Source organism: Pseudomonas citrullilanati (assembly GCF_030580855.1).
Classification (GTDB): Bacteria; Pseudomonadota; Gammaproteobacteria; order Pseudomonadales; family Pseudomonadaceae; genus Aquipseudomonas; species Aquipseudomonas citrulli.
Genome location: NZ_JAUQOP010000055.1, coordinates 1 through 23,163, shown reverse-complemented (window position 1 = coordinate 23,163; position 23,163 = coordinate 1). Strand labels below are relative to the sequence as shown.

The 23,163-nt window shown below is 62.6% G+C and carries 26 protein-coding genes; 13 read left to right on the top strand and 13 right to left on the bottom strand.

The features are described 5' to 3' along the window. Positions 1-140 precede the first annotated feature (140 nt). Entirely contained in the window at positions 141-1,004 is an 864-nt protein-coding gene (locus Q6A48_RS23815) for a carbon-nitrogen hydrolase family protein (RefSeq protein WP_304556851.1), read from the top strand. Positions 1,005-1,009: 5 nt separating this feature from the next. After that, a complete protein-coding gene (gene tldD / locus Q6A48_RS23810) occupies positions 1,010-2,452 on the top strand; it encodes a metalloprotease TldD (protein ID WP_304556850.1) in 1,443 nt (480 codons plus the stop codon). A gap of 132 nt (positions 2,453-2,584) precedes the next feature. On the opposite strand, the gene yjgA is transcribed toward tldD, so the two are convergent. Next, entirely contained in the window at positions 2,585-3,109 is a 525-nt protein-coding gene (yjgA, locus tag Q6A48_RS23805; RefSeq protein ID WP_304556849.1) for a ribosome biogenesis factor YjgA, read from the bottom strand. A 106-nt stretch (positions 3,110-3,215) separates the two neighbouring features. Between yjgA and pmbA the strand changes: the two genes are divergently transcribed. After that, complete coding sequence (gene pmbA, locus Q6A48_RS23800; RefSeq protein WP_304556847.1) at positions 3,216-4,562, top strand: metalloprotease PmbA; 1,347 nt, start codon at positions 3,216-3,218, stop codon at positions 4,560-4,562. Between the two features lie 75 nt (positions 4,563-4,637). Here pmbA and Q6A48_RS23795 read toward each other — a convergent pair whose 3' ends face one another. The 10 genes from Q6A48_RS23795 to Q6A48_RS23750 all read right to left on the bottom strand — a co-directional run bounded on the left by Q6A48_RS23795 (position 4,638) and on the right by Q6A48_RS23750 (position 11,642). Then, the gene (locus Q6A48_RS23795; RefSeq protein WP_304556846.1) at positions 4,638-4,913 is read right to left on the bottom strand and encodes an HPr family phosphocarrier protein; all 276 of its coding nucleotides are present in this window, start codon (positions 4,911-4,913) and stop codon (positions 4,638-4,640) included. 15 nt (positions 4,914-4,928) lie between these two features. After that, positions 4,929-5,786 (bottom strand): RNase adapter RapZ, encoded by an 858-nt coding sequence (gene rapZ, locus Q6A48_RS23790; RefSeq protein ID WP_042729885.1) that lies wholly within the window; start codon positions 5,784-5,786, stop codon positions 4,929-4,931. Positions 5,787-5,788: 2 nt separating this feature from the next. After that, complete coding sequence (ptsN, locus tag Q6A48_RS23785) at positions 5,789-6,253, bottom strand: PTS IIA-like nitrogen regulatory protein PtsN (protein ID WP_304556845.1); 465 nt, start codon at positions 6,251-6,253, stop codon at positions 5,789-5,791. A 12-nt stretch (positions 6,254-6,265) separates the two neighbouring features. Beyond that, the gene (gene hpf, locus Q6A48_RS23780) at positions 6,266-6,574 is read right to left on the bottom strand and encodes a ribosome hibernation-promoting factor, HPF/YfiA family (RefSeq protein WP_304556844.1); all 309 of its coding nucleotides are present in this window, start codon (positions 6,572-6,574) and stop codon (positions 6,266-6,268) included. 76 nt (positions 6,575-6,650) lie between these two features. Beyond that, positions 6,651-8,144 (bottom strand): RNA polymerase factor sigma-54, encoded by a 1,494-nt coding sequence (locus tag Q6A48_RS23775; protein WP_304556843.1) that lies wholly within the window; start codon positions 8,142-8,144, stop codon positions 6,651-6,653. Positions 8,145-8,308: 164 nt separating this feature from the next. Next, positions 8,309-9,034, bottom strand: coding sequence for an LPS export ABC transporter ATP-binding protein (gene lptB / locus Q6A48_RS23770; protein ID WP_018614004.1), 726 nt, complete (start codon positions 9,032-9,034; stop codon positions 8,309-8,311). Next, positions 9,034-9,579: a lipopolysaccharide transport periplasmic protein LptA gene (gene lptA / locus Q6A48_RS23765; protein ID WP_245138901.1), complete on the bottom strand. Its 546-nt coding sequence runs from the start codon at positions 9,577-9,579 to the stop codon at positions 9,034-9,036. The genes lptB and lptA overlap by 1 nt, the downstream gene beginning before the upstream one ends. Further along, complete coding sequence (gene lptC, locus Q6A48_RS23760; protein ID WP_304556841.1) at positions 9,566-10,135, bottom strand: LPS export ABC transporter periplasmic protein LptC; 570 nt, start codon at positions 10,133-10,135, stop codon at positions 9,566-9,568. Before lptC ends, lptA begins: the two co-directional genes overlap by 14 nt. A gap of 7 nt (positions 10,136-10,142) precedes the next feature. Next, the gene (locus Q6A48_RS23755; protein ID WP_304556840.1) at positions 10,143-10,667 is read right to left on the bottom strand and encodes a KdsC family phosphatase; all 525 of its coding nucleotides are present in this window, start codon (positions 10,665-10,667) and stop codon (positions 10,143-10,145) included. After that, positions 10,668-11,642 carry a KpsF/GutQ family sugar-phosphate isomerase gene (locus Q6A48_RS23750; protein ID WP_304556839.1) on the bottom strand — a complete coding sequence of 325 codons (975 nt, stop codon included), beginning with the start codon at positions 11,640-11,642 and terminating at the stop codon, positions 10,668-10,670. A gap of 277 nt (positions 11,643-11,919) precedes the next feature. On the opposite strand from Q6A48_RS23750, the gene Q6A48_RS23745 reads away from it, so the two are divergent. The 10 genes from Q6A48_RS23745 (at position 11,920) to hisC (ending at position 19,894) form a co-directional block, all read left to right on the top strand. Next, positions 11,920-12,729, top strand: a complete 810-nt coding sequence (locus Q6A48_RS23745) for an ATP-binding cassette domain-containing protein (protein ID WP_304556838.1) — start codon at positions 11,920-11,922, stop codon at positions 12,727-12,729. Next, complete coding sequence (gene mlaE / locus Q6A48_RS23740; RefSeq protein WP_304556837.1) at positions 12,729-13,526, top strand: lipid asymmetry maintenance ABC transporter permease subunit MlaE; 798 nt, start codon at positions 12,729-12,731, stop codon at positions 13,524-13,526. Before Q6A48_RS23745 ends, mlaE begins: the two co-directional genes overlap by 1 nt. Further along, entirely contained in the window at positions 13,526-13,993 is a 468-nt protein-coding gene (gene mlaD, locus Q6A48_RS23735) for an outer membrane lipid asymmetry maintenance protein MlaD (protein WP_042729876.1), read from the top strand. The genes mlaE and mlaD overlap by 1 nt, the downstream gene beginning before the upstream one ends. An 11-nt stretch (positions 13,994-14,004) precedes the next feature. Beyond that, entirely contained in the window at positions 14,005-14,658 is a 654-nt protein-coding gene (locus Q6A48_RS23730) for an MlaC/ttg2D family ABC transporter substrate-binding protein (RefSeq protein WP_304556836.1), read from the top strand. A gap of 8 nt (positions 14,659-14,666) precedes the next feature. After that, positions 14,667-14,972: an STAS domain-containing protein gene (locus Q6A48_RS23725; RefSeq protein WP_304556857.1), complete on the top strand. Its 306-nt coding sequence runs from the start codon at positions 14,667-14,669 to the stop codon at positions 14,970-14,972. 115 nt (positions 14,973-15,087) lie between these two features. Further along, a complete protein-coding gene (locus Q6A48_RS23720) occupies positions 15,088-15,327 on the top strand; it encodes a BolA family protein (RefSeq protein ID WP_042729874.1) in 240 nt (79 codons plus the stop codon). 22 nt (positions 15,328-15,349) lie between these two features. Next, complete coding sequence (gene murA, locus Q6A48_RS23715) at positions 15,350-16,615, top strand: UDP-N-acetylglucosamine 1-carboxyvinyltransferase (RefSeq protein ID WP_042729873.1); 1,266 nt, start codon at positions 15,350-15,352, stop codon at positions 16,613-16,615. A gap of 129 nt (positions 16,616-16,744) precedes the next feature. After that, a complete protein-coding gene (gene hisG / locus Q6A48_RS23710) occupies positions 16,745-17,380 on the top strand; it encodes an ATP phosphoribosyltransferase (protein WP_042729872.1) in 636 nt (211 codons plus the stop codon). 122 nt (positions 17,381-17,502) lie between these two features. Continuing rightward, positions 17,503-18,840 carry a histidinol dehydrogenase gene (hisD, locus tag Q6A48_RS23705; protein ID WP_304556835.1) on the top strand — a complete coding sequence of 446 codons (1,338 nt, stop codon included), beginning with the start codon at positions 17,503-17,505 and terminating at the stop codon, positions 18,838-18,840. Position 18,841: 1 nt separating this feature from the next. Then, positions 18,842-19,894, top strand: a complete 1,053-nt coding sequence (gene hisC / locus Q6A48_RS23700) for a histidinol-phosphate transaminase (protein ID WP_304556834.1) — start codon at positions 18,842-18,844, stop codon at positions 19,892-19,894. Positions 19,895-20,022: 128 nt separating this feature from the next. On the opposite strand, the gene Q6A48_RS23695 is transcribed toward hisC, so the two are convergent. Next, a complete protein-coding gene (locus tag Q6A48_RS23695; protein ID WP_304556833.1) occupies positions 20,023-20,742 on the bottom strand; it encodes a DUF4198 domain-containing protein in 720 nt (239 codons plus the stop codon). 12 nt (positions 20,743-20,754) lie between these two features. After that, positions 20,755-22,860, bottom strand: coding sequence for a TonB-dependent siderophore receptor (locus tag Q6A48_RS23690; protein WP_304556832.1), 2,106 nt, complete (start codon positions 22,858-22,860; stop codon positions 20,755-20,757). Between the last annotated feature and the right edge of the window lie 303 nt (positions 22,861-23,163).

The window sequence follows — 23,163 nt, the reverse complement described above, 5'->3', positions numbered from 1 at the left end:
GTGGGAGTGGGCCTGTGGGAGCAAAGCTTGCTCGCGATTGCGCTGTATCAGTCAGCCTGTATGTTGGATGCACCTGCCTCATCGCGAGCAAGCTTTGCTCCCACAGCCGCCTTGGGCGAGGATGAAAAGAGGGAAGTACCATGTCAGTCGCAGTCATTCAAATGGTCAGCCAGAGCGACGTGCTCGACAACCTGGCGCGGGCCCGTGCGCTGTTGGAGCAGGCGGCCGCCCGTGGCGCCAGGCTGGCGGTGCTGCCGGAGAATTTCGCAGCCATGGGGCGGCGGGACGTGGCCGACATCGGTCGTGCCGAGGCCATTGGTCAGGGGCCGATCCTGCCCTGGTTGAAACAGGTCGCCCGCGACCTCAGGTTATGGATTGTCGCGGGTACGTTGCCGCTGCCGCCCGTGGGCCGGCCCGACGCCAAGGCCCATGCCTGCTCGTTGTTGGTCGATGACCGGGGCGAGATCGTCGCGCGCTACGACAAGCTGCACTTGTTCGATGTGGATGTGGCGGACAATCGCGGGCGCTACCGCGAGTCTGACGACTATGCTTATGGCGGCCACGTGGTGGTCGCCGATACCCCGGTGGGCCGGGTGGGATTGACGGTCTGCTATGACTTGCGTTTCCCGGAGCTCTACAGCGAGCTGCGGGCGGCCGGCGCCGAGCTGATCACGGCGCCCTCGGCGTTTACCGCCGTGACAGGCCAGGCCCATTGGGAGGTGCTGATTCGCGCCCGGGCCATCGAAACCCAGTGCTACGTGCTGGCGGCCGCCCAGGGTGGCGTGCACCCGGGGCCTCGGGAAACCTTCGGCCATGCGGCGATTGTCGACCCCTGGGGCCGTGTGCTGGCGCAACAGGATCAAGGCGAGGCCGTGCTGGTGGCCGAGCGCGACAGCAGCGAACAGGCGTCCATCCGGGCGCGCATGCCGGTGGCCAGCCATCGGCGCTTTTTCTCGCAGGGCGCGCGACAGCGGCCTGTCCAAGACGACGAATTCAAGGCGTAGAACATATGAGCGGGTTGTTGTCCTCAGTCAGTGAACACCTTCTAGCCCCCGGTGGCGTCACCCTCGAAAGCCTGCAAGGCGTGCTGGGCGACCTGGCCGGCCCGGGCATCGATGCCGCCGACCTGTATTTCCAGGGCCAGATTTCCGAGTCCTGGTCGCTGGAAGACGGCATCGTCAAGGAAGGCAGCTTCAACCTGGACCAGGGCGTGGGCGTGCGTGCCCAGTCCGGGGAAAAAACCGGTTTTGCCTACAGCAATGCCATCACCCTCGAAGCCCTGGGCGCCGCGGCCCGCGCGGCTCGCTCGATCTCCCGGGCCGGCCAGCACGGCACGGTCCGGGCCTTCAGCAGCCAGGACGTGGCGCAGTTGTATGCGCCGGACAACCCCCTTGAAGTCATGAGCCGCGCCGAAAAAGTCGAGTTGCTCAAGCGCATCGACGTCGCTACCCGCGCCCTCGATCCGCGCATCCAGCAGGTGTCGGTCAGCATGGCTGGCGTCTGGGAGCGGATCCTGGTGGCCTCCACCGACGGTGGCCTGGCGGCGGACGTGCGGCCGCTGGTGCGTTTCAACGTCAGCGTGATCGTCGAGCAGAACGGTCGCCGCGAGCGCGGCGGCCATGGCGGTGGCGGGCGCACCGACTATCGTTATTTCCTCAATGAAGACCGCGCGATGGGCTACGCCCGCGAAGCGCTGCGCCAGGCGCTGGTCAACCTGGAGGCCATCCCGGCCCCGGCCGGAACGTTGCCGGTGGTGCTGGGCTCCGGCTGGTCCGGCGTGCTGCTGCACGAAGCAGTCGGCCACGGCCTGGAAGGCGATTTCAACCGCAAGGGCAGCTCGGCCTACAGCGGGCGCATGGGGGAAATGGTCGCCTCGAAACTCTGCACCATTGTCGATGACGGCACCCTGGCCGGGCGTCGCGGCTCCCTGAGCGTCGACGATGAAGGCACCCCGACCGAGTGCACCACGCTGATCGAGAACGGCGTCCTCAAGGGCTACATGCAGGACAAGCTCAACGCCCGCCTGATGGGCGTCGCCCGCACCGGCAATGGTCGCCGCGAGTCCTACGCGCACCTGCCGATGCCGCGCATGACCAACACCTACATGCTGGGCGGCCAGAGCGATCCGGCGGAAATCATCGCTTCGGTGAAAAAAGGCATTTATTGCGCCAACCTCGGCGGCGGCCAGGTGGACATCACCAGCGGCAAGTTCGTGTTCTCCACCAGCGAAGCGTACCTGATCGAAGACGGCAAGATCACCGCGCCGGTCAAGGGCGCGACCCTGATCGGCAACGGGCCGGAGGCGATGAGCAAGGTGTCGATGGTCGGTAACGACCTGGCGCTGGACAGCGGCGTGGGAACTTGCGGCAAGGATGGGCAATCGGTGCCGGTGGGCGTCGGCCAGCCAACCCTGAAGATCGATGCGATCACCGTGGGTGGCACGGGCGCGTGAAAATGCCCGGGCAATTGATTCAGGCATCGTGGCGAGGGAGCTTGCTCCCGCTGGGCTACGCAGTAGCCCCGATGCGGTCGCTACGCAACCGAGCGGGAGCGAGTTCCCTCGCCGGGGTGACAGCCGTGAGGATCAGCGCAAGCCGCGTTGAGTCTCGTCCAGTTCACGGATGTACTTGAAGATTTTACGGCTCGAGGCCGGCGGCTTGTTCTGCGCCACTTCGTGCTGGGCCTGACGGATCAGGGAGCGCAGTTGCTGGCGATCGGCCTCGGGGTAGTCGATGACGAATTTTTCCAGGGTGCCGTCGTCGCCTGCGATCAAGCGATCGCGCCAGCGCTCCAGGTTGTGGAAGCGTTCGTTGTACTGCCGGGTGGAGGCATCGAGTTGATCGAGCAGCACCAGGATGGCGTCCGTGTCCTGGTCGCGCATCAGTTTGCCGATGAATTGCAGGTGCCGTTTACGCGCGATATTCGCGGTGTGCTTGGGCGCATCGGCCAGGGCCCGGCGCAAGGCGTCGGTCAGGGGCAGTTTGGCCAGCAAGTCAGGCTTGAGTGTTGTCAGGCGCTCGCCGAGGTCAACCAGAGCATGCAGCTCGCGTTTGACCTGGGATTTGCTTTTTTCACCCCCGTAGAGGGAGTCGTCGTAAGAATCAACCATGGTGGCAGTCCGCAAAGAAACGCCGCCATGATAACCAGTCGGGGGCCGCTTGTCCGGCCCGGTCGCTCGAAGGCCTAACCGAAAGCCGAATTTGATGGAGAAAACAATGAGTGCAGTTCAGAGCGTCGGCCCGCAAGCATTGCCGGCACTGCAGGAGCAGGTCGAGCAGATCCTCGCCGAGGCCAAGCGCCAGGGGGCCAGTGCGTGTGAAGTGGCGGTGTCGCTGGAGCAGGGCCTGTCGACATCGGTGCGCCAGCGCGAGGTGGAAACCGTCGAGTTCAATCGCGACCAGGGGTTTGGCATCACCTTGTATGTCGGCCAGCGCAAGGGGTCGGCCAGTACATCGGCCAGCGGCCCGGAGGCCATTCGCGAGACCGTCGCCGCTGCGTTGGCGATTGCCCGGCACACCTCCGAGGACGAAGCCTCCGGCCTGGCCGATGCCGCGCTGATGTGCAAGGAGGTGCGCGATTTCGACCTGTTCCACGCCTGGGACATCACTCCCGAACAGGCCATCGAGCAGGCGCTGCGCTGCGAAGCGGCGGCGTTCGACGCCGATGCACGAATCAAGAATGCCGACGGTACCACCCTCAATACCCACCAGGGCTGCCGGGTCTATGGCAACAGCCACGGGTTCATCGGCGGCTATGCCTCGACGCGCCACAGCCTCAGTTGCGTGATGATCGCCGAGGCGAACGGCCAGATGCAGCGTGATTACTGGTACGACGTGAGCCGCCAGGGCACGCTGCTGGCGGACCCGGTGAGCATCGGCCAGAAAGCCGCGCAACGGGCGGCCAGCCGTCTCGGCGCACGACCGGTGCCGACTTGCGAAGTGCCGGTGCTGTTTTCCGCCGAGCTGGCCGGTGGGCTGTTCGGCAGCTTCCTGTCGGCGGTGTCGGGCGGCAACCTGTACCGCAAGTCGTCGTTCCTCGAAGGTGCCCTGGGCCAGAAGCTGTTCCCGGAATGGATGACCATCGACGAACGCCCCCACCTGATGCAGGCCATGGGCAGCTCGGCGTTCGACGGCGACGGCCTGGCAACCTACGCCAAGCCGTTCGTGGAGAACGGTGAGCTGGTGTCCTACATCCTCGGCACCTATTCGGGCCGCAAGCTCGGCATGCCGAGCACCGCCAACGCCGGTGGCGTGCACAACCTGTTCGTGACCCACGGCGAAGAAGACCAGGCGGCGCTGCTGCGGCGGATGGGTCGGGGCCTGTTGGTGACCGAGCTGATGGGGCATGGCCTGAACATGGTGACCGGCGACTATTCCCGCGGCGCGGCGGGGTTCTGGGTTGAGAACGGCGAGATTCAATTCCCGGTGCAGGAAGTGACCATCGCCGGCAACATGCGCGACATGTTCAAGCAGATCGTTGCCGTGGGCAACGACCTGGAGCTGCGTAGCAACATCCGCACCGGTTCGGTGTTGATCGAGCGAATGACGGTGGCGGGCAGCTGATTTTCCGTTGCCATGAAAAAGGGCACATCCTCCACAGGGATGTGCCCTTTTTCGTTGACTGCAAGTTGCCGGGCGTTACTCGCCTTCGTCGAAATAGTTGTTGATCAAGGCCACCAGGGCATCCATGGCCTCCTGCGCCTCTTTGCCTTCAGTGGCGAGGTGGATCTTGGTGCCCTTGCCGGCGGCGAGCATCATCATGGCCATGATGCTCTTGCCGTCGATCATGGATTTAGGCGTCCGACCGACGCGGATGGTCGTTTCCTTGAACCGCCCCGCCACGCCGACGAACTTGGCTGAAGCCCGGGCGTGCAGGCCTAGCTTGTTGATGATTTCTATTTCCCGAGCAGGCATCGCGATGTGAATCCTTTAGCTGAGGTCGCGGTGGCGAACCTGGACATTCTTCAGGGATTGTTGCAGGAGCTGACCCAGGCGTTCGGTCAGGTAGACGGAGCGGTGATGGCCGCCCGTGCAGCCAATTGCAATCGTGACGTAGGCACGGTTGCTGGCGGCAAAGCGGGGCAGCCACTTGAGCAGGTAGCTGGAAATGTCCTGGTACATTTCTTCGACATCCGGCTGTGCCGCCAGGTAGTCGATCACCGGTTGGTCGAGCCCGGACTGCTCGCGCAATTCCGGCTTCCAATAAGGGTTGGGCAGGCAGCGCACGTCGAACACCAGGTCGGCGTCCACGGGCATGCCACGCTTGAACCCGAACGACTCCACCAGGAACGCCGTGCCTGGCTCCGGCTGGTTCAACAGGCGCAACTTGATGGTGTCGCGCAGCTGATACAGGTTCAGGTTCGTGGTGTTGACCTTGAGGTCCGCCAGGTCGGCGATTGGCCCGAGCAGCTGGCTCTCATCCTCGATGGCTTCGGCCAGGGAGCGATTGGCGTTGCTCAGCGGGTGGCGCCGGCGGGTCTCGGAAAAACGCTTGAGCAAGGTTTCTTCATCGGCGTCCAGGTACAGCACGTCGCACTGGATGTGCCGGCTGCGCACTTCCTCCAGCAGGGCCGGGAAGCGCGACAGGTGGCTGGGCAGGTTGCGCGCATCGATGGACACGGCAACCAGCGGCTGCGCCAGCTCGGTATGGATCATCGCGCGCTCGGCCAGCTCCGGCAGCAGGCCGGCGGGCAGGTTGTCGATGCAATAGTAGCCGCTGTCCTCAAGCACGTTGAGGGCCGTGCTTTTACCGGAGCCGGAGCGACCACTGACGATGATCATGCGCATGGTTAATGACCGTTCTGCTCGTCCAGGACAACCTGATACAAGGCTTGGTTACTCGGTGCGCTGCGCAGTTTTTCGCGCACTTCCTTGCGGTCCAGCATGCTGGCGATCTGGCGCAGCAGCTCAAGATGCGCATCGGTCGCCGCTTCCGGGACCAGCAGCACGAACAGCAGGTCGACCGGTGCGCCGTCGATGGCGTCGAAATCAATGGCGGCTTCAAGGTGCAGCAACGCGCTGATGGGCGAGGTACATCCCTTGAGGCGGCAGTGGGGAATGGCGATGCCGTTGCCAAAACCGGTGGAACCGAGTTTTTCACGGGCAACGAGGGCCTCGAAGACGTCCTGCATTTCCAGATCCGGTACTTCGCGGTGGATCAGGTTGGCGATTTGTTCGAGGGCTTTCTTTTTGCTGCCGCCCGGCGCGTTCACCAGGGAACGGCCGGGGGTCAGGATGGTTTCTAGTCGGATCATGGATTGGGGGGGTTAACGACCGGTAGCGCCCTGGAGGAGGCTCTGGGTCTTTTCCTTATGCTTTTTGAGTTGGCGATCCAGCTTGTCGGTCAGCAGGTCAATCGCGGCATACATGTCTGTGTGCTCCGCATTGGCAACCACCTCTGCGCCGGGAATATGCAACGTGGCTTCGATTTTCTGCAGCAGCTTCTCGACGTTCATCGTGACTTGCACATTGGTGATCTTGTCGAAATGCCTTTCCAATCGGTCGAGTTTTTCGCCGATGTAGGTGCGCAGGGGTTCGGTCACTTCCAGTTGGTGTCCACTGATGTTGACTTGCATACAGCTTCTCCTTCGTTGCCAGTGCATAAAGCGGCAGGCAGAAATGCCTGCCACTGGAACGCTGTGGCGTGGCCGGTCACATCAACCGCTTGCGTTCGCTCGAAGGTGCGATCCCGAGGGATTCGCGGTACTTGGCGACGGTACGGCGGGCCACCTGAATGCCTTGTGCCTCCAGTAAACCAGCGATCTTGCTGTCACTCAACGGCTTTTTCTGATTTTCCGCGGCCACCAGTTTCTTGATGATCGCGCGGATGGCCGTGGACGAGCATTCGCCGCCTTCGGAGGTGCTGACGTGGCTGGAGAAAAAGTATTTCAATTCATAGATGCCCCGCGGGGTATGCATGAATTTCTGGGTGGTCACCCGGGAAATCGTCGATTCGTGCATGCCCACCGCTTCGGCGATGTCATGCAGGACCAACGGTTTCATCGCTTCGTCGCCGTACTCCAGGAAGCCGCGCTGATGCTCGACGATCTGGGTGGCGACTTTCATCAGGGTTTCGTTGCGACTCTGCAGGCTCTTGATGAACCAGCGCGCTTCCTGCAACTGGTTGCGCATGAAGGTGTTGTCGGCGCTGGTGTCGGCGCGCCTGACGAAGCCGGCGTACTGGGCGTTGACCCGCAGCTTGGGCACCGACTCCTGGTTCAGCTCGACCAGCCAGCGATCGTTGTGCTTGCGCACGATGACGTCGGGCACCACGTATTCGGGCTCGGTGGACTCGATCTGCGAGCCGGGGCGTGGGTTGAGGCTCTGGACCAGTTCGATGACCTGGCGCAGTTCGTCTTCCTTGAGCTTCATGCGCCGCATCAACTGGCTGTAGTCGCGGCCGCCCAGCAGGTCGATGTAGTCGCTGACCAGCCGCTTGGCTTCGGCCAGCCAGGGGGTCTTGATCGGTAGCTGGCGCAGTTGCAGCAGCAGGCACTCGCCCAGGTTGCGGGCGCCGATGCCGGCCGGCTCGAACTGCTGGATACGGTGCAGGACAGCCTCGATCTCGTCCAGCTCGATGTCGAGCTCGGGGTCGAAGGCCTCGAGGATTTCTTCCAGGGTCTCGTCCAGGTAGCCCTGGTTGTTGATGCAGTCGATGAGGGTGACGGCGATCAGGCGATCGGTGTCGGACATCGGCGCCAGGTTCAGCTGCCACAGCAGGTGGCTTTGCAGGCTCTCGCCGGCGGAGGTGCGGGTGGTGAAGTCCCACTCGTCGTCATCGCTGCTCGGCAGGCTGCTGGCGCTGGTCTGGTAGACGTCTTCCCAGGCCGTGTCCACGGGCAGGTCGTTGGGAATGCGTTCGTTCCATTCGCCATCCTCGAGGTTGTCCACCGTCGGGGCGGCTTCCTGATAGGACGGTTCGGGAATCTCGGTGTTGGTTTTCTGCTCGACGTTGTCGGCCAGCGGGTCGGTGTTGTCGAAGTCGTCGCCTTCTTCCTGGCGTTCGAGCATCGGATTGGACTCCAGGGCCTCCTGGATTTCCTGTTGCAGGTCCAGGGTCGACAATTGGAGCAGGCGGATGGCCTGTTGCAGCTGCGGCGTCATCGTCAGCTGCTGGCCCATTCTCAAGACTAGCGATGGTTTCATGGCAGGGGCTTAACACCTTATTCGCCGGCGCACATGCGCCATCCACTACAGGGCGCCGGAGCGCCAAACTTAAGCAAATTATATGCCTGAAACTGAAGTGTTTGCCTAGGGCATCACCATAATAAAATCAGCAATGCCCGCGGCGATTCGCCAGACACTCGTGCTTACAGGCGGAACTCATGGCCCAGGTACACTTCCTTGACCAGGTCGTTGGCCAGGATGGCGGCGGAGTCGCCCTCGGCGATCAGCTGGCCGTCATTGACGATATAGGCGGTTTCGCAGATATCCAGGGTCTCGCGCACGTTGTGGTCAGTGATGAGCACGCCGATGCCCTTGGCTTTGAGGTGGTGGATGATCTGCTTGATGTCGCCCACCGAGATCGGGTCCACGCCGGCGAAGGGTTCGTCGAGCAGGATGAATTTCGGCGCGGTGGCCAGGGCGCGGGCGATTTCCACCCGGCGTCGTTCGCCGCCGGACAGGCTCATGCCCAGGTTGTCGCGGATGTGGCTGATGTGGAATTCCTGCAACAGGCTTTCCAGCTCCTGGCGACGACCGGCCTTGTCGAGTTCCTTGCGGGTCTCCAGGATCGCCATGATGTTGTCGGCGACCGACAGCTTGCGGAAGATCGACGCTTCCTGCGGCAGGTAGCCGATGCCGGCCTTGGCCCGGCCGTGCATCGGCTGGTGGCTGACATCCAGGTCGTCGATCAGTACACGGCCCTGGTCGGCCTGGACCAGGCCGACGATCATGTAGAAGCAGGTGGTCTTGCCCGCGCCGTTGGGGCCGAGCAGGCCGACGATCTGGCCGCTGTCGATGGACAGGCTGACATCACGCACGACTTGACGGCTCTTGTAGCTCTTGGCCAGGTGCTGAGCTTTCAGAGTTGCCATTACTGGGCCTTCTGCTCGGTTTTCTTTTTAGGCTGGATCACCATGTCGATCCGTGGACGCTGCTCGGTCACCTTGCTGCCGGTGGCGCGACCGGCGCTGGCCAGTTTCTTGTTGGTGTCGTAGACGATCTTCTCGCCCTGGGTGACGTTGTTGTCCTTGTCGATGACCTTGGCGCGGTCGATCAGGACGACGCGATCCTGGGAAGCGTGGTACTGGATGGTCACGCCGTAGCCCTGGACAGGCTTGGTGTCGCCGGCGGTCTGCAACTGCTCGAAATAGGCCAGGTTGCCGACCGAGGTCACCACGTCGATGTCGCCGGACTGGGTGCGCGTGATGGTCACGGTGTTGCCGGTCACCTTCATCGAACCCTGGGTGATGATCACATCGCCCTTGTAGGTGGCGACGCCGTTCTTGTCGTCCAACTGGGCGTCGTCGGCCTGGATGCGGATAGGCTGGTCGCGGTCGTTGGGAAGGGCCCAGGCGCTCGCGCTTCCCAGTGCTGCGCCCAGACTGAGCAAAATAGGGAGGGTTTTAGCGAGCTTCATACTGTCCTCTTACGTTCGATAGCAGGTGTATCCTGCTTTCCTTCAAATACGCCTTCATTCCCGTACCGGTCGATACACCCCCGGCGCCGTCGATTCTAACGGGTTGCTCGGTCTGCGCATATTGTTGCTGCGGGAACACCGTCATGCGTGTACTGGTGATGATGGTCGTACGATTCTTCTCATCGGTCCGGGCCACCCGTACCGAGTCGATCAATTCCACTTCGGTGCCGCCGGAATTGACTTCGGCGTGTTCGCTCTGCACGTGCCACGGGAACTCGGTGCCACGGAACATGTTCAGGTCCGGCTTGGTGACCAGCGTAATGTCGGTTGCCTTGACGTGGTCGACCTTGTCGGCGGTCATTTCGTACTGCACTTTACCGTCGGGCAGGTACTGCAGGGTGTGGGTGTTGGTCGCATACCAGTCGATCTTCTCTTCGACCACGGGCGCGGGCTGGTCGAGAAACCGTTCCGGGCTGATGTTCCAATAGCCCACCGCCGCGAAGATCGCTGCGATACAGGCAAACACCACGATGGTGCGAATTTTCTTGCTCAGCATAAATGGCTCACAGGTACGCGGCGTTGGCCGCTTCGAGGCGGCCCTGGGCGCGCAGGATCAGTTCACAGAATTCACGGGCCGCACCTTCGCCGCCGCGCGCCATGGTGACGCCGTGGGCGTGTTCGCGGACGAAGCTGGCCGCGTTGGCCACCGCCATGCCCAGGCCGACCCGGCGGATCACCGGCAGGTCCGGCAGGTCGTCACCGAGATAGGCCACCTGTTCATAGCTTAGGTTGAGTTGACCCAGAAGCTCGTCGAGGACGACGAGTTTGTCCTCGCGCCCCTGGTAAAGGTGCGGGATGCCGAGGTTTTTCGCGCGCCGCTCGACCACCGGGGTCTTGCGGCCGCTGATGATGGCAGTCTGTACGCCGGCGGCCATCAGCATCTTGATGCCATGGCCGTCGAGGGTGTTGAACGTCTTGAACTCGCTGCCGTCCTCGAGGAAATACAGGCGACCGTCGGTCAGCACGCCGTCCACATCGAATACCGCCAGCTTGATGGCTTGGCCGCGTTGCAACAGGTCTTCGTTCATTTACATGACTCCCGCACGCAACAGGTCGTGCATGTTCAGGGCGCCCACCGGGCGATCTTCGTCGTCGACGACCACCAGGGCGTTGATCTTGTGGTCTTCCATGATCTTCAAGGCCTCGGCGGCGAGCATCTCGGCGCGGGCAGTCTTGCCGTGGGGCGTCATCACCTGGTCGATGGTCGCGCTGTGGATGTCGATGGTGCGGTCCAGGGTGCGGCGCAAGTCGCCGTCGGTGAAGATCCCGGCCAGCTTGCCGTCGGCTTCGAGGACCACTGTCATGCCCAGGCCCTTGCGGGTCATTTCCATCAGGGCGTCCTTGAGCAGGGTGCCGCGCTGCACTTGCGGCAACTCCTGGCCGGCGTGCATCACGTTTTCGACTTTCAGCAGCAGGCGACGGCCCAGGGCGCCGCCGGGATGGGAAAAGGCGAAGTCTTCGGCGGTGAAGCCCCGGGCTTCCAGCAGGGCCACGGCCAGGGCATCGCCCATGACCAGCGCGGCAGTGGTGGAGGAGGTCGGCGCCAGGTTCAGCGGGCAGGCCTCGTGCTCGACATGCACGTTGAGGTTTACGTTGGCGGCCTTGGCCAGCGGTGAATCGGGGTTGCCAGTGAAGCTGATCAACTGGATGCCCAGGCGCTTGATCAGCGGTAGCAGCGTGACGATTTCATGGGTGGAACCGGAGTTGGACAATGCCAGGATGACGTCATCGCGGGTGATCATGCCCATGTCGCCATGGCTGGCCTCGGCCGGATGCACGAAAAACGCCGTGGTGCCGGTGCTGGCCAGCGTGGCGGCAATCTTGTTGCCGATGTGCCCGGACTTGCCCATGCCGACCACGACCACGCGGCCCTTGCTGGCCAGAATCATCTCGCAGGCGCGTACGAAATCAGCGTCGATATGGGGCAGCAAGCCTTGTACGGCTTCGAGCTCGAGGCGGATGGTACGTTGTGCCGATTGAATCAGGTCGCTGGATTGGCTCATGTCAGAAATCGTATAGCCCGATGAAAAGGCGGCGATTATAGCGGCAATGAACCATTCACTCACGCAAGTTCGTCATGCTTTGTGCGAATGGCCAGCCCGGCCTGACACAAAGTGTGGTCTTTGCCCGTGGGTCCGGGCCGATCGGGCCCTGGCTTGGGCCTTGGGCGCAGGGGTGTTGCAGTGCTATAGTTCGCCGCCGGTTCGGGTGCCCGGCGGTACCGGCGTTTGTCGGCTGGCCGGGGCATTCGAATGTGAGGCTGCATCGCAAGGAGTTTAGATGAGTGCCGACAACGCCTACGCGGTCGAGCTGAAGGGGCTGTCCTTCAAGCGAGGGACGCGCAGCATTTTCAATGACATCGATATTCGCATCCCGCGCGGCAAGGTGACCGGCATCATGGGGCCTTCCGGGTGCGGCAAGACCACGCTGTTGCGGCTGATGGGCGCGCAGCTGCGTCCCAGTGCCGGCGAAGTCTGGGTCAATGGCCAGAATCTTCCCCAATTGTCGCGCAGCGACCTGTTCGATGCGCGCAAGCACATGGGCGTGTTGTTCCAGAGTGGTGCCTTGTTCACCGACCTCGACGTCTTCGAGAACGTGGCGTTTCCCCTGCGGGTCCATACCGACCTGCCGGAAGAGATGATCCGCGACATCGTGTTGCTCAAGTTGCAGGCCGTCGGGCTGCGTGGCGCCCTCGAGCTGATGCCGGACGAACTGTCCGGTGGCATGAAGCGCCGGGTCGCCCTGGCACGGGCGATCGCCCTCGATCCGAAGATCCTCATGTACGACGAGCCCTTCGTCGGGCAGGACCCGATCGCCATGGGCGTGCTCGTGCGCCTGATCCGCCTGCTCAACGACGCGCTGGGCATCACCAGTATCGTGGTGTCCCACGACCTGGCCGAAACCGCCAGCATTGCCGACTACATCTATGTGGTCGGCGATGGCCAGGTGCTGGGGCAGGGCACGCCCCAGGAGTTGAAGGACTCGGACAACCCGCGTATTCGCCAATTCATGAAGGGTGATCCGGACGGACCGGTGGCGTTCCATTTTCCGGCCACGGACTACCGTACCGATCTGTTGGGGAAGCGCTGATGCGCAAGAAATCATTATTGGAAAGAATTCGCCTGTTTGGCCGGTCGGGCATCGACGTGGTGGCGGTGCTGGGCCGTTCCTCGCTGTTCCTGATGCACGCCTTGCTGGGCCGCAGCGCCACGGGCGGCGGTTTTGGCCTGCTGGTCAAGCAGTTGCACGCCGTGGGGGTGATGTCCCTGGTGATCATCGTGGTCTCCGGGATCTTCATCGGCATGGTGCTGGCGTTGCAAGGCTTCAGCATCCTGTCCAGCTATGGCTCGGAGCAGGCCGTCGGGCAGATGGTCGCGCTGACCCTGCTGCGCGAACTCGGCCCGGTGGTGACCGCGCTGCTGTTCGCCGGGCGTGCCGGTTCGGCGCTGACGGCTGAAATCGGTAACATGAAGTCCACCGAGCAACTGTCCAGCCTGGAAATGATCGGTGTCGATCCGCTCAAGTACATCATCGCCCCGCGCCTGTGGGCCGGCTTCATTTCCCTGCCGGTGCTGGCGATGATCTTCAGCGTCGTCGGGATCTGGGGCGGCTCGTGGGTGGCGGTCGACTGGCTGGGGGTCTATGAAGGTTCCTACTGGTCCAACATGCAGAACAGCGTCGACTTCCTCGACGATGTGCTCAACGGTGTGATCAAGAGCGCCGTATTCGCTTTCGTGGTGACCTGGATCGCCGTGTTCCAAGGCTATGACTGTGAGCCCACGTCAGAGGGGATCAGCCGTGCCACAACCAAGACCGTGGTGTACGCCTCGCTGGCGGTCCTGGGCCTTGACTTTATTCTGACCGCCTTGATGTTTGGAGATTTCTGATGCAAAACCGCACCCTGGAAATCGGTGTCGGCCTTTTCTTGCTGGCTGGCATCCTGGCTTTGCTGCTGCTGGCCCTGCGGGTCAGTGGGCTGGCGCCGACCGCAAGCACCGACACTTATAAACTTTATGCATATTTTGACAATATCGCCGGTTTGACTGTCAGAGCCAAGGTGACCATGGCCGGTGTGACCATCGGCAAGGTCACGGCAATCGATCTGAACCGCGAGGATTTCACCGGTCGGGTGACGCTGCAGCTGGAAAAGCGCGTGGACAACCTGCCAACTGACACCACGGCGTCTATCCTCACGGCTGGGCTGCTGGGCGAGAAATACATTGGCCTCAGCGTAGGTGGGGAAGAGACCGTGCTCAAGGACGGCGGGACCATCCACGATACGCAGTCGTCCCTGGTGCTCGAGGACCTGATCGGTAAATTCCTGCTCAATACCGTTAGCAAAGACGCCAAATGAGGAGCTTTTGAATGATCTCTATCTTGCGACGTAGCCTGTTGGTGTTGCTCGCGGCGCTGCCGCTGATGGGCAACGCCGTGGCCGCGCCTTCGGCCCACGACATCATCCAGGACACCACCACCCGGTTGCTGGCGGACCTGGCGGCCAACAAGGAGAAATACAAGCAGGACCCGGGCGCGTTCTACGATGCGCTCAACGGTATCGTCGGGCCGGTGGTGGACGCCGACGGCATTTCCAAGAGCATCATGACCGTCAAGTACTCGCGCAAGGCCTCCCCGGCGCAGATGACCCGCTTCCAGGAAAACTTCAAGCGTAGCCTGATGCAGTTCTACGGCAACGCGTTGCTCGAGTACAACAACCAGGGCATCACGGTCTCGCCGGCGAAGGACGAGAGCGGCACGCGTACCAGCGTCGACATGCAGGTCAAGGGCAACAACGGGGCGGTCTACCCGGTGTCCTACACGCTCGAGAAGATCAACGACGAGTGGAAAGTGCGCAATGTGATCATCAACGGCATCAACATCGGCAAGCTGTTCCGCGACCAGTTCGCCGACGCGATGCAGCGCAACGGCAACAACCTGGACAAGACCATCGACGGTTGGGCCGGTGAAGTGGCCAAGGCCAAGGAAGTGACCGAGCAAGCCAAAGAGAAGCAGGAACAATGATCGAGCCGGTGAGTGAGTCGGCCGTTCGTCCGGGCCCGGCCGGCGAGCTGATGCTCAGCGGCGTGCTGGACTACCGCACCGGCCCGGCGCTGCGCAAGCAGGGCCAGGCGCTGATCGAGTCCTGCGGTGCCGCCGAAGTGGTCATCGACTGCTCGGCGGTGCAGAAGTCCAGCAGCGTCGGCCTGTCGCTGCTGCTGTGCTTCATGCGCGACGCCAAGGCTGCCGGTAAAACGTGGAGCATCCGTGGGATGCCCGAAGACATGCGCGAAATAGCCCAGGTCAGCGAGCTGACCGAGTTGTTGGCGCACCCCTGACCCACATCCTTGGAAAAGTCCCCCCGTCAGAGTCCTGCTATGCGGGGTTCGCAGGCGCGGGGCTTTTTTGTATGATGTGCGACCCGCGCGCACAGGGCGCCGATTGAGGTTGAGCATGCAGGCTGTAGAAGTTAAGAGCTTCCTTGAAGCAAAACTGCCAGGTACGCAGGTGGAAGTTGAAGGCGAAGGCTGCAACTTTCAGTTGAACGTGATCAGCGATGAACTGGCGGCGTTGAGCCCGGTGAAGCGTCAGCAGCAGGTCTATGCCCATTTGAACCCATGGATCACCGATGGCAGCATCCATGCGGTCACTATGAAATTTTTCAGCAGCGCGGCCTGGGCCGAGCGCACCTGAGCCCAAGGGCGTCGAGATTCTTATGGATAAACTGATTATTACCGGCGGCGTTCGTCTTGATGGCGAAATCCGTATTTCCGGGGCAAAGAACTCCGCTCTGCCGATCCTGGCCGCGACCCTGCTGTGCGATGGCCCGGTGACCGTGGCCAACCTGCCGCACCTGCACGACATCACCACGATGATCGAGCTGTTCGGCCGCATGGGCATCGAGCCTGTGATCGACGAGAAACTCGCCGTCGAGATCGACCCGCGCACCATCAAGACCCTGGTCGCGCCGTACGAGCTGGTCAAGACTATGCGTGCGTCGATCCTGGTGCTGGGCCCGATGGTCGCTCGCTTCGGTGAAGCCGAAGTCGCCCTGCCGGGCGGTTGCGCCATTGGCTCGCGTCCGGTGGACCTGCACATCCGCGGCCTGGAAGCCATGGGCGCGGTGATCGACGTCGAAGGCGGCTACATCAAGGCCAAGGCGCCTGAAGGTGGCCTGCGCGGCGCGCACTTCTTCTTCGATACCGTCAGCGTGACCGGCACCGAGAACATCATGATGGCCGCTGCCCTCGCCAAGGGCCGCAGCGTGCTGCAGAACGCCGCGCGCGAGCCTGAAGTGGTGGACCTGGCGAACTTCCTGATCGCCATGGGCGCCAAGATCAGCGGCGCCGGCACCGACACCATCACCATCGATGGCGTCGAGCGCCTGCATTCGGCCACCTACAAGGTGATGCCGGACCGGATCGAAACCGGCACCTACCTGGTGGCCGCTGCCGTCACGGGTGGCCGCGTCAAGGTCAAGGACACCGATCCGACCATTCTCGAGGCCGTCCTGGAGAAGCTCAAGGAAGCCGGTGCCGAAGTCACCTGCGGCGAAGACTGGATCGAAGTGAACATGCACGGCAAGCGGCCAAAGGCCGTCAACGTGCGGACCGCCCCGTACCCGGCGTTCCCGACCGACATGCAGGCCCAGTTCATCTCCCTCAACGCGATTGCCGAAGGCACGGGCGCGGTGATCGAGACGATCTTCGAAAACCGTTTCATGCACGTGTACGAACTGCACCGCATGGGCGCCAAGATCCAGGTCGAAGGCAACACCGCCATCGTCACCGGCAACGAGAAGCTCAAGGGCGCGCCAGTCATGGCCACCGACCTGCGGGCCTCGGCCAGCCTGGTGATCTCGGCCCTGATTGCCGAAGGCGACACCCTGATCGACCGCATCTACCACATCGACCGTGGCTATGAGTGCATCGAAGAGAAACTGCAGATGCTCGGCGCCAAGATCCGCCGCGTACCGGGTTGATCCCGCCTGCATGGGCGCAAGGACGCGTCCGTTGATTTCGTTTCAGGTCGAGGGTGTCTGCACCCTCGATGTATGTCCGGCGCCGCTTGCGTCCGGGCATGAGTACCTTGATAAGGACTGACGCTTTCCATGTTGACCATCGCACTGTCCAAGGGCCGCATCCTTGACGACACCCTGCCGCTTCTGGCTGAAGCGGGCATCGTGCCGACCGAGAATCCGGACAAGAGCCGCAAGCTGATCATCCCCACGACCCAGGCCGACGTGCGCTTGCTGATCGTGCGTGCCACCGATGTGCCGACCTACGTTGAACATGGCGCTGCCGACCTCGGTGTCGCCGGCAAGGACGTGCTGATGGAATACGGCGGCCAGGGCCTGTACGAGCCCCTGGACCTGCAAATCGCCCGTTGCAAGCTGATGACCGCCGGTAAGGTCGGCGCGCCGCAGCCCAAGGGCCGCCTGCGGGTGGCGACCAAGTTCGTCAACATCGCCAAGCGCTACTACGCCGAGCAAGGCCGCCAGGTCGATATCATCAAGTTGTACGGTTCAATGGAACTGGCGCCGCTGATCGGTCTTGCGGACAAGATCATCGACGTGGTCGACACCGGCAACACCCTGCGGGCCAATGGCCTGGAACCCCAGGATTTCATCGCCGACATCAGCTCCCGTCTGATCGTCAACAAGGCGTCGATGAAGATGCAGCACGCCCGTATCCAGGCTTTGATCGATACCCTGCGCAAGGCAGTGGAATCGCGACACCGCGGCTGATACACCTGCGCGACTGCGGTCGCGCCCGTCTATCCGTGTCATAGCCAATTTTCTCAGGTGCCCACGCGAATGGACTGGTAGCTTAGGGCGCCTGAGCATTCGCCATTAATGAGGCCCTCGCCATGACCGCTCCCACATCGATTCGCCGACTCAACGCTGCCGATCCGGATTTCGCCCATCATCTGGATCATTTGCTGAGCTGGGAAAGTGTGTCTGACGATTCGGTCAACCAGCGGGTACTGGACATCATCAAGGCCGTGCGCGAGCGTGGCGATGCGGCGCTGGTGGAATTCACCCAGAAGTTCGACGGCTTGCAGGTGGCGTCCATGGCCGACCTGATCCTGCCGCGCGAGCGCCTGGAGCTGGCCCTGACACGGATCACCGTGGCCCAGCGCGAAGCCCTGGAAAAAGCCGCCTCCAGGGTGCGTGACTATCACGAACGGCAGAAGCAGGATTCCTGGTCCTACACCGAGGCCGACGGCACGGTGCTCGGCCAGAAAGTCACGCCGCTGGACCGTGCCGGCCTGTACGTGCCGGGTGGCAAGGCGTCCTATCCCTCGTCGGTGCTGATGAACGCCATCCCTGCCAAGGTCGCCGGCGTGGCCGAAGTGGTCATGGTGGTCCCGACCCCGCGGGGTGAAATCAACGAGCTGGTGCTGGCGGCTGCCTGCATCGCCGGGGTGGACCGGGTGTTCACCATCGGCGGCGCCCAGGCGGTGGCGGCGCTGGCCTATGGCACCGAAAGCGTGCCGAGGGTCGACAAGGTGGTCGGCCCGGGCAACATTTATGTCGCCACCGCCAAGCGCCACGTGTTTGGCCAGGTCGGCATCGACATGATCGCCGGTCCTTCGGAAATCCTCGTGGTGTGCGACGGCAAGACCGACCCGGACTGGATCGCCATGGACCTGTTTTCCCAGGCCGAGCACGATGAAGACGCCCAGGCGATCCTGGTCAGCCCGGATGCCGGGTTCCTCGACCAGGTGGCCGCCAGCATCGACAAGCTGCTGCCGACCATGGACCGCGCCGAGATCATCAACACGTCCATCAATGGTCGTGGCGCGCTGATCAAGGTCGATGACATGGAGCAGGCCATCGAGGTCGCCAACCGCATCGCACCGGAGCACCTGGAGTTGTCGGTGGCCGATCCACAGGCCTGGCTGCCGAAGATCCGTCATGCCGGTGCGATCTTCATGGGCCGCCACACCAGCGAAGCCCTGGGCGACTACTGCGCAGGGCCCAACCACGTGCTGCCGACGTCAGGCACCGCGCGCTTCTCGTCGCCGCTGGGGGTGTATGACTTCCAGAAGCGTTCGTCGATCATTTTCTGCTCCGAGCAGGGCGCGTCCGAGCTGGGCAAGACCGCTTCCGTGCTGGCCCGTGGCGAATCGTTGAGCGCCCACGCTCGCAGTGCCGAGTACCGCATTCTGGATGAGCCATCCATTGAAGGACAGGGGAACTGAAATGAGTAAATTCTGGAGCCCGTTCGTCAAGGACCTGGTGCCCTACGTACCGGGTGAGCAGCCCAAGCTGACCCGGCTGGTCAAGCTCAACACCAACGAGAACCCCTACGGCCCGTCGCCCAAGGCGCTCGCGGCGATGCAGGCCGAGCTCAACGATAACCTGCGCCTGTACCCGGATCCCAACAGCGATCTGCTGAAGAGTGCCGTGGCCCGCTATTACAACGTGCAAGCCAACCAGGTGTTCCTCGGCAACGGTTCGGACGAAGTGTTGGCGCACATCTTCCACGGCTTGCTGCAACACGACCAGCCGATCCTGTTCCCGGACATCAGCTACAGCTTCTATCCGGTGTATTGCGGGCTGTACGGTATCCCGTTCGACGCGGTGCCGCTGGACGCGCAGTTCCGGATCGACCCGGCGGACTATGCCAAGCCGAACGGCGGGATCATCTTTCCCAACCCGAACGCCCCGACGGGTTGCCTGCTGGCACTGGATGCGGTGCAGCGGATCCTCGAAGCCAACCCGGAATCGGTGGTGGTGGTCGATGAAGCCTATATCGACTTCGGCGGCGAAACGGCCATCAGCCTGGTGGACCGTTACCCCAACCTGCTGGTCACCCAGACCCTGTCCAAGTCCCGCTCGCTGGCGGGGCTGCGGGTGGGCCTGGCGGTGGGCCATCCGGACCTGATCGAAGCGCTGGAGCGGATCAAGAACAGCTTCAACTCCTACCCGCTGGATCGCCTGGCAAATGTCGGTGGTGCGGCGGCGTTCGACGACCGCGAGTATTTCGAGCAGACCTGCCAGCGGGTCATCGAGCACCGCGAGTGGGTGGTGGCGCAACTGGAGGCCAAAGGTTTCGAGGTGCTGCCGTCGGCGGCCAACTTCATTTTCGCCCGTCACCCGCAGTATGATGCGGCCGGTCTGGCGGCGAAGTTGCGGGAGCAGGGCGTGATCGTGCGGCACTTCAAGCAGGCGCGGATCGCCCAGTTCCTGCGGATCAGCATTGGCACGCCGGAGCAGAACCAGGCGTTGGTCGACGCCCTCGGCGATCTCTGATCCTTCGATGCAAGACCTGTGGGAGCGAGCTTGCTCGCGATAGCGGTGTATCAGTCATGGCTTGTGTGACTGAACCTCTGCCATCGCGAGCAAGCTCGCTCCCACATTGTTTTTCAGGGGATAGAACCTTACTCGTGATGCGGTTCACCCAGGAACGTCAGCGAGGTGAACACGCCACGGGTGGCCGCATCCTGATCGTCCTTGAGTGGGATCTCCATTTGTGCGGCGATCACGTTCAGCCCTTCGTTTCGCACGAGCACCTTGGCCCGGCCTTCGGCGTCGGTTTCGGTCGACACGGTGTTCGGTGCGCTGCGGTAGTCGCCTACCAGTTTCACGCCGGCGGCCGGTTTGCCGTCGAGCAGCACCCGCACGGGCAATGACTGGCCAGGACCGACGGTCAGCGGGTCGGCTTCGGGCAGGATGAGGAACTTGACCGCGTCCAGTTTCGGCAGCTTCGCCCCCGGTTCGTAGATCGCCAGGCTGTATTTGAAGGTGTGGGTCGATTCGAGCGCCCCCGGTACTTTGCTGCGCCCTTCATTGACCCACTTCTTGTCGGCGGTCTGGGACCACGGGCCATTGTCCAGTGCCACCGCGAGCACGGCCGGTGGCTTGAGCGGTTGCAGGCGGGCGTGGTCAGGCAGGCGCTGCACGGTGACGGGGATCATTTTGCCAGCGAGGTCATAGGCCCAGGCGCCGCTGACTTTCTGCGCCTTGAACGCATTGTCTTCGGCGCCATGGCCGTAGATCACTTCGATGTTGCCGCGCCGTTGTTCGGTCCACAAACCATGGGCCGAGGCCTGTGTTGCCAGGAGCAGGCCGAGCAGGGCGATCGTCTTGGGGTGTTTCATGGGTATTTCCTTTTACAGATCGAGGGTGAGGCTGACGGTGAAATTGCGTGGCTCGCCGGGATTGACCCAATAGGTGCTGTAGGCGCGCTCGTAGTATTTTTCGTCGAAGACGTTGTTCAGGTTCAGGCCCACGGTGACCTCATCGCTGGCCTTGTAATGGGCCAGCAGGTCCACGGTGTGGTAGGCCGGTAGGTCGAAATCCTTGCCGGCTTCGCCCGAACGATCGCCGACGTAAGTGAATGCCGCGCCGACGTCCGAACCGCGCAGGTGTCCGTCCTGGAATTCGTAGACCCCCAGCAGGCTACCGCTGTGTCTGGCGACGCCAAGGATCCGGCTGCCGGTGGGAATGGTTTCGTCACCCTTGGTCACCTCGGCATCGATGTAGGCATACGCGCCAATTACCCGCACGGCGTCGCTCACCTGGCCGGTCACCTGCAGGTCGATGCCTTGGCTGCGAGCCTTGCCGACGGCACGGCTGAAGTCGGTTCCGACGACCGGGCTCAGGACGTTTTCCTTTTCTATATGGAACGCGGCCAGGGTCGTGCTCAGGCGGTCGTCGAACAACGCGCTCTTGATTCCCACTTCGTAGCCAACACCTTCCTCGGGGTCGAAAGTCTTGCCATCGGCGTCCAGACCGTTATTGGGCTTGAACGAGGTAGAGGCGTTGGCGAACAGGCCGACCTCGGGCGTCAGCTGATAGAGCAGGCCAGTCCGTTGCGTCAGGGTGTCGTGGCGCTGGCGACTGGTGGCGTTGCGGGTGTGGTCATCGATGCTCTGCTCGAAATGCTCGTAGCGCACGCCAAGCATGCCTCGCAATTTGTCGGTGAAGACGATCTGATCCTGCAGGTTCAGTGCGCGGCTTTGCACATGCTCGAAGAAGTCCGTGCCGCTCCGAGCACCATTGGGTTTCGGCTGGCCGTAGATCGGATGGTAGATGTCGATGGGATAGGGGCTGCCACCGACGGTGGTCACGCGCTCGTTCTTGCGGTAATCCTCATATTCGCTGCCAACCAGCAATTCATGCTGCCAGGGACCGAGGTCGAACAGCCCGCGCAATTCCAGCTGGGTGATGCTGTCGTGCCAATTATTGTCGCGCTCGCGATAGCGGCGATTCACCGTGTGGCCGTCGGCGTTCAACGGACGTGCCTCGGAGGCGAAGCCCCAGAGTTCACCCTGCTTGTAGTGGCTGGCCAGACGCACTTGCCAGGCGTCGTTGAGCTGGTGCTCCAGGGCGGCCTGGAGCATGTTGTTGTGATTGTCGATGTCGCCATCGTTGGGTTCGCCGAGGAAGGTCGAGCGGGACACGCCGCTCCAGCGATTGTTCGGGGCGACGATGCCGCGATCGAACGTCGAGCTGTGGCGCACGATTTCACTTTCCACCAGCAAGCGGGTGTCGGGGTTCAGTTGCCAATGGAAGGCGGGGGCGACGAACACGCGCTGGCTGTCGACGTGGTCGCGAAAGCTGTGGTTGTCCTCGACCGCCAGGTTGACCCGCGACAGCAGGTTGCCCTCGGCATCCAGCGGCGCATTGACGTCCAGCGCGGTGCGGTAGCGATCCCAGCTGCCGGCGCTGGCCTGCAGTCTGGTGAAGGCCTCGGGCTGGGGTTTCTTGGTGACGATGTTCACCGTGCCGCCGGGATCGCCACGCCCGTACAGGCTCGCCGCCGGGCCCTTGAGCACTTCGATGCGCTCGATGTTGGCAGTGTCCGGCGTGCTCGGGTAACCCCGGTTGGCGCTGAAACCGTCCTTGTAGAACTCCGAGGTGGTGAAGCCGCGCACGCTGTATTCGTAGAGCGTCAGGCCACCGAAGTTGTTCTGTTTCGATACGCCGCCGGCAAATTCCAGAGCCCGTTCCACGCGGGTGCTGCCCAGGTCCTTGAGCACGGTGGCGGGAATCACGCTGATGGATTGGGGAATGTCCCGCAGGGCCGTGTCGGTTTTGGTGGCGCTGGCGGAGCGCAAGGCGCGATAGCCCGCGACGGGGCCGGTGGGGGATTCGTAATCGGCTGTGACGCTGATGGCGTCCAGTTCCAGGGGCTGGGGTTCTTCGGCCAGGGCTGGGTCGCCCAACAGGCCGAGGGCCAGGCTGGCGAGGGAAATCCGTTTTAAAGATGACATGTTATGTTGTTCCAATTCCTTCAATTGAAACAATATAACACTACTAATGAGAATATCTGCTATCTACTTTTCTCGTGGCGAGAGAGCTCGCTCCCGTGGGCTGCGAGGCAGCCCCGGGACAGTCGATGCGATCCGTCTGAGGGTATGTGGGTGATGGCCTTGGGGCTGCGGTGCAGCCCAGCGGGAGCAAGCTCTCATCAAACAAATTACAACCCATTGTTTTTAATGCTTTTTAAGCAGCATCGATCAACCTCATTCCCAGCTTAGTAGCTTTGCGTTGCAAGGCTCTGAGCTGGCGATTAC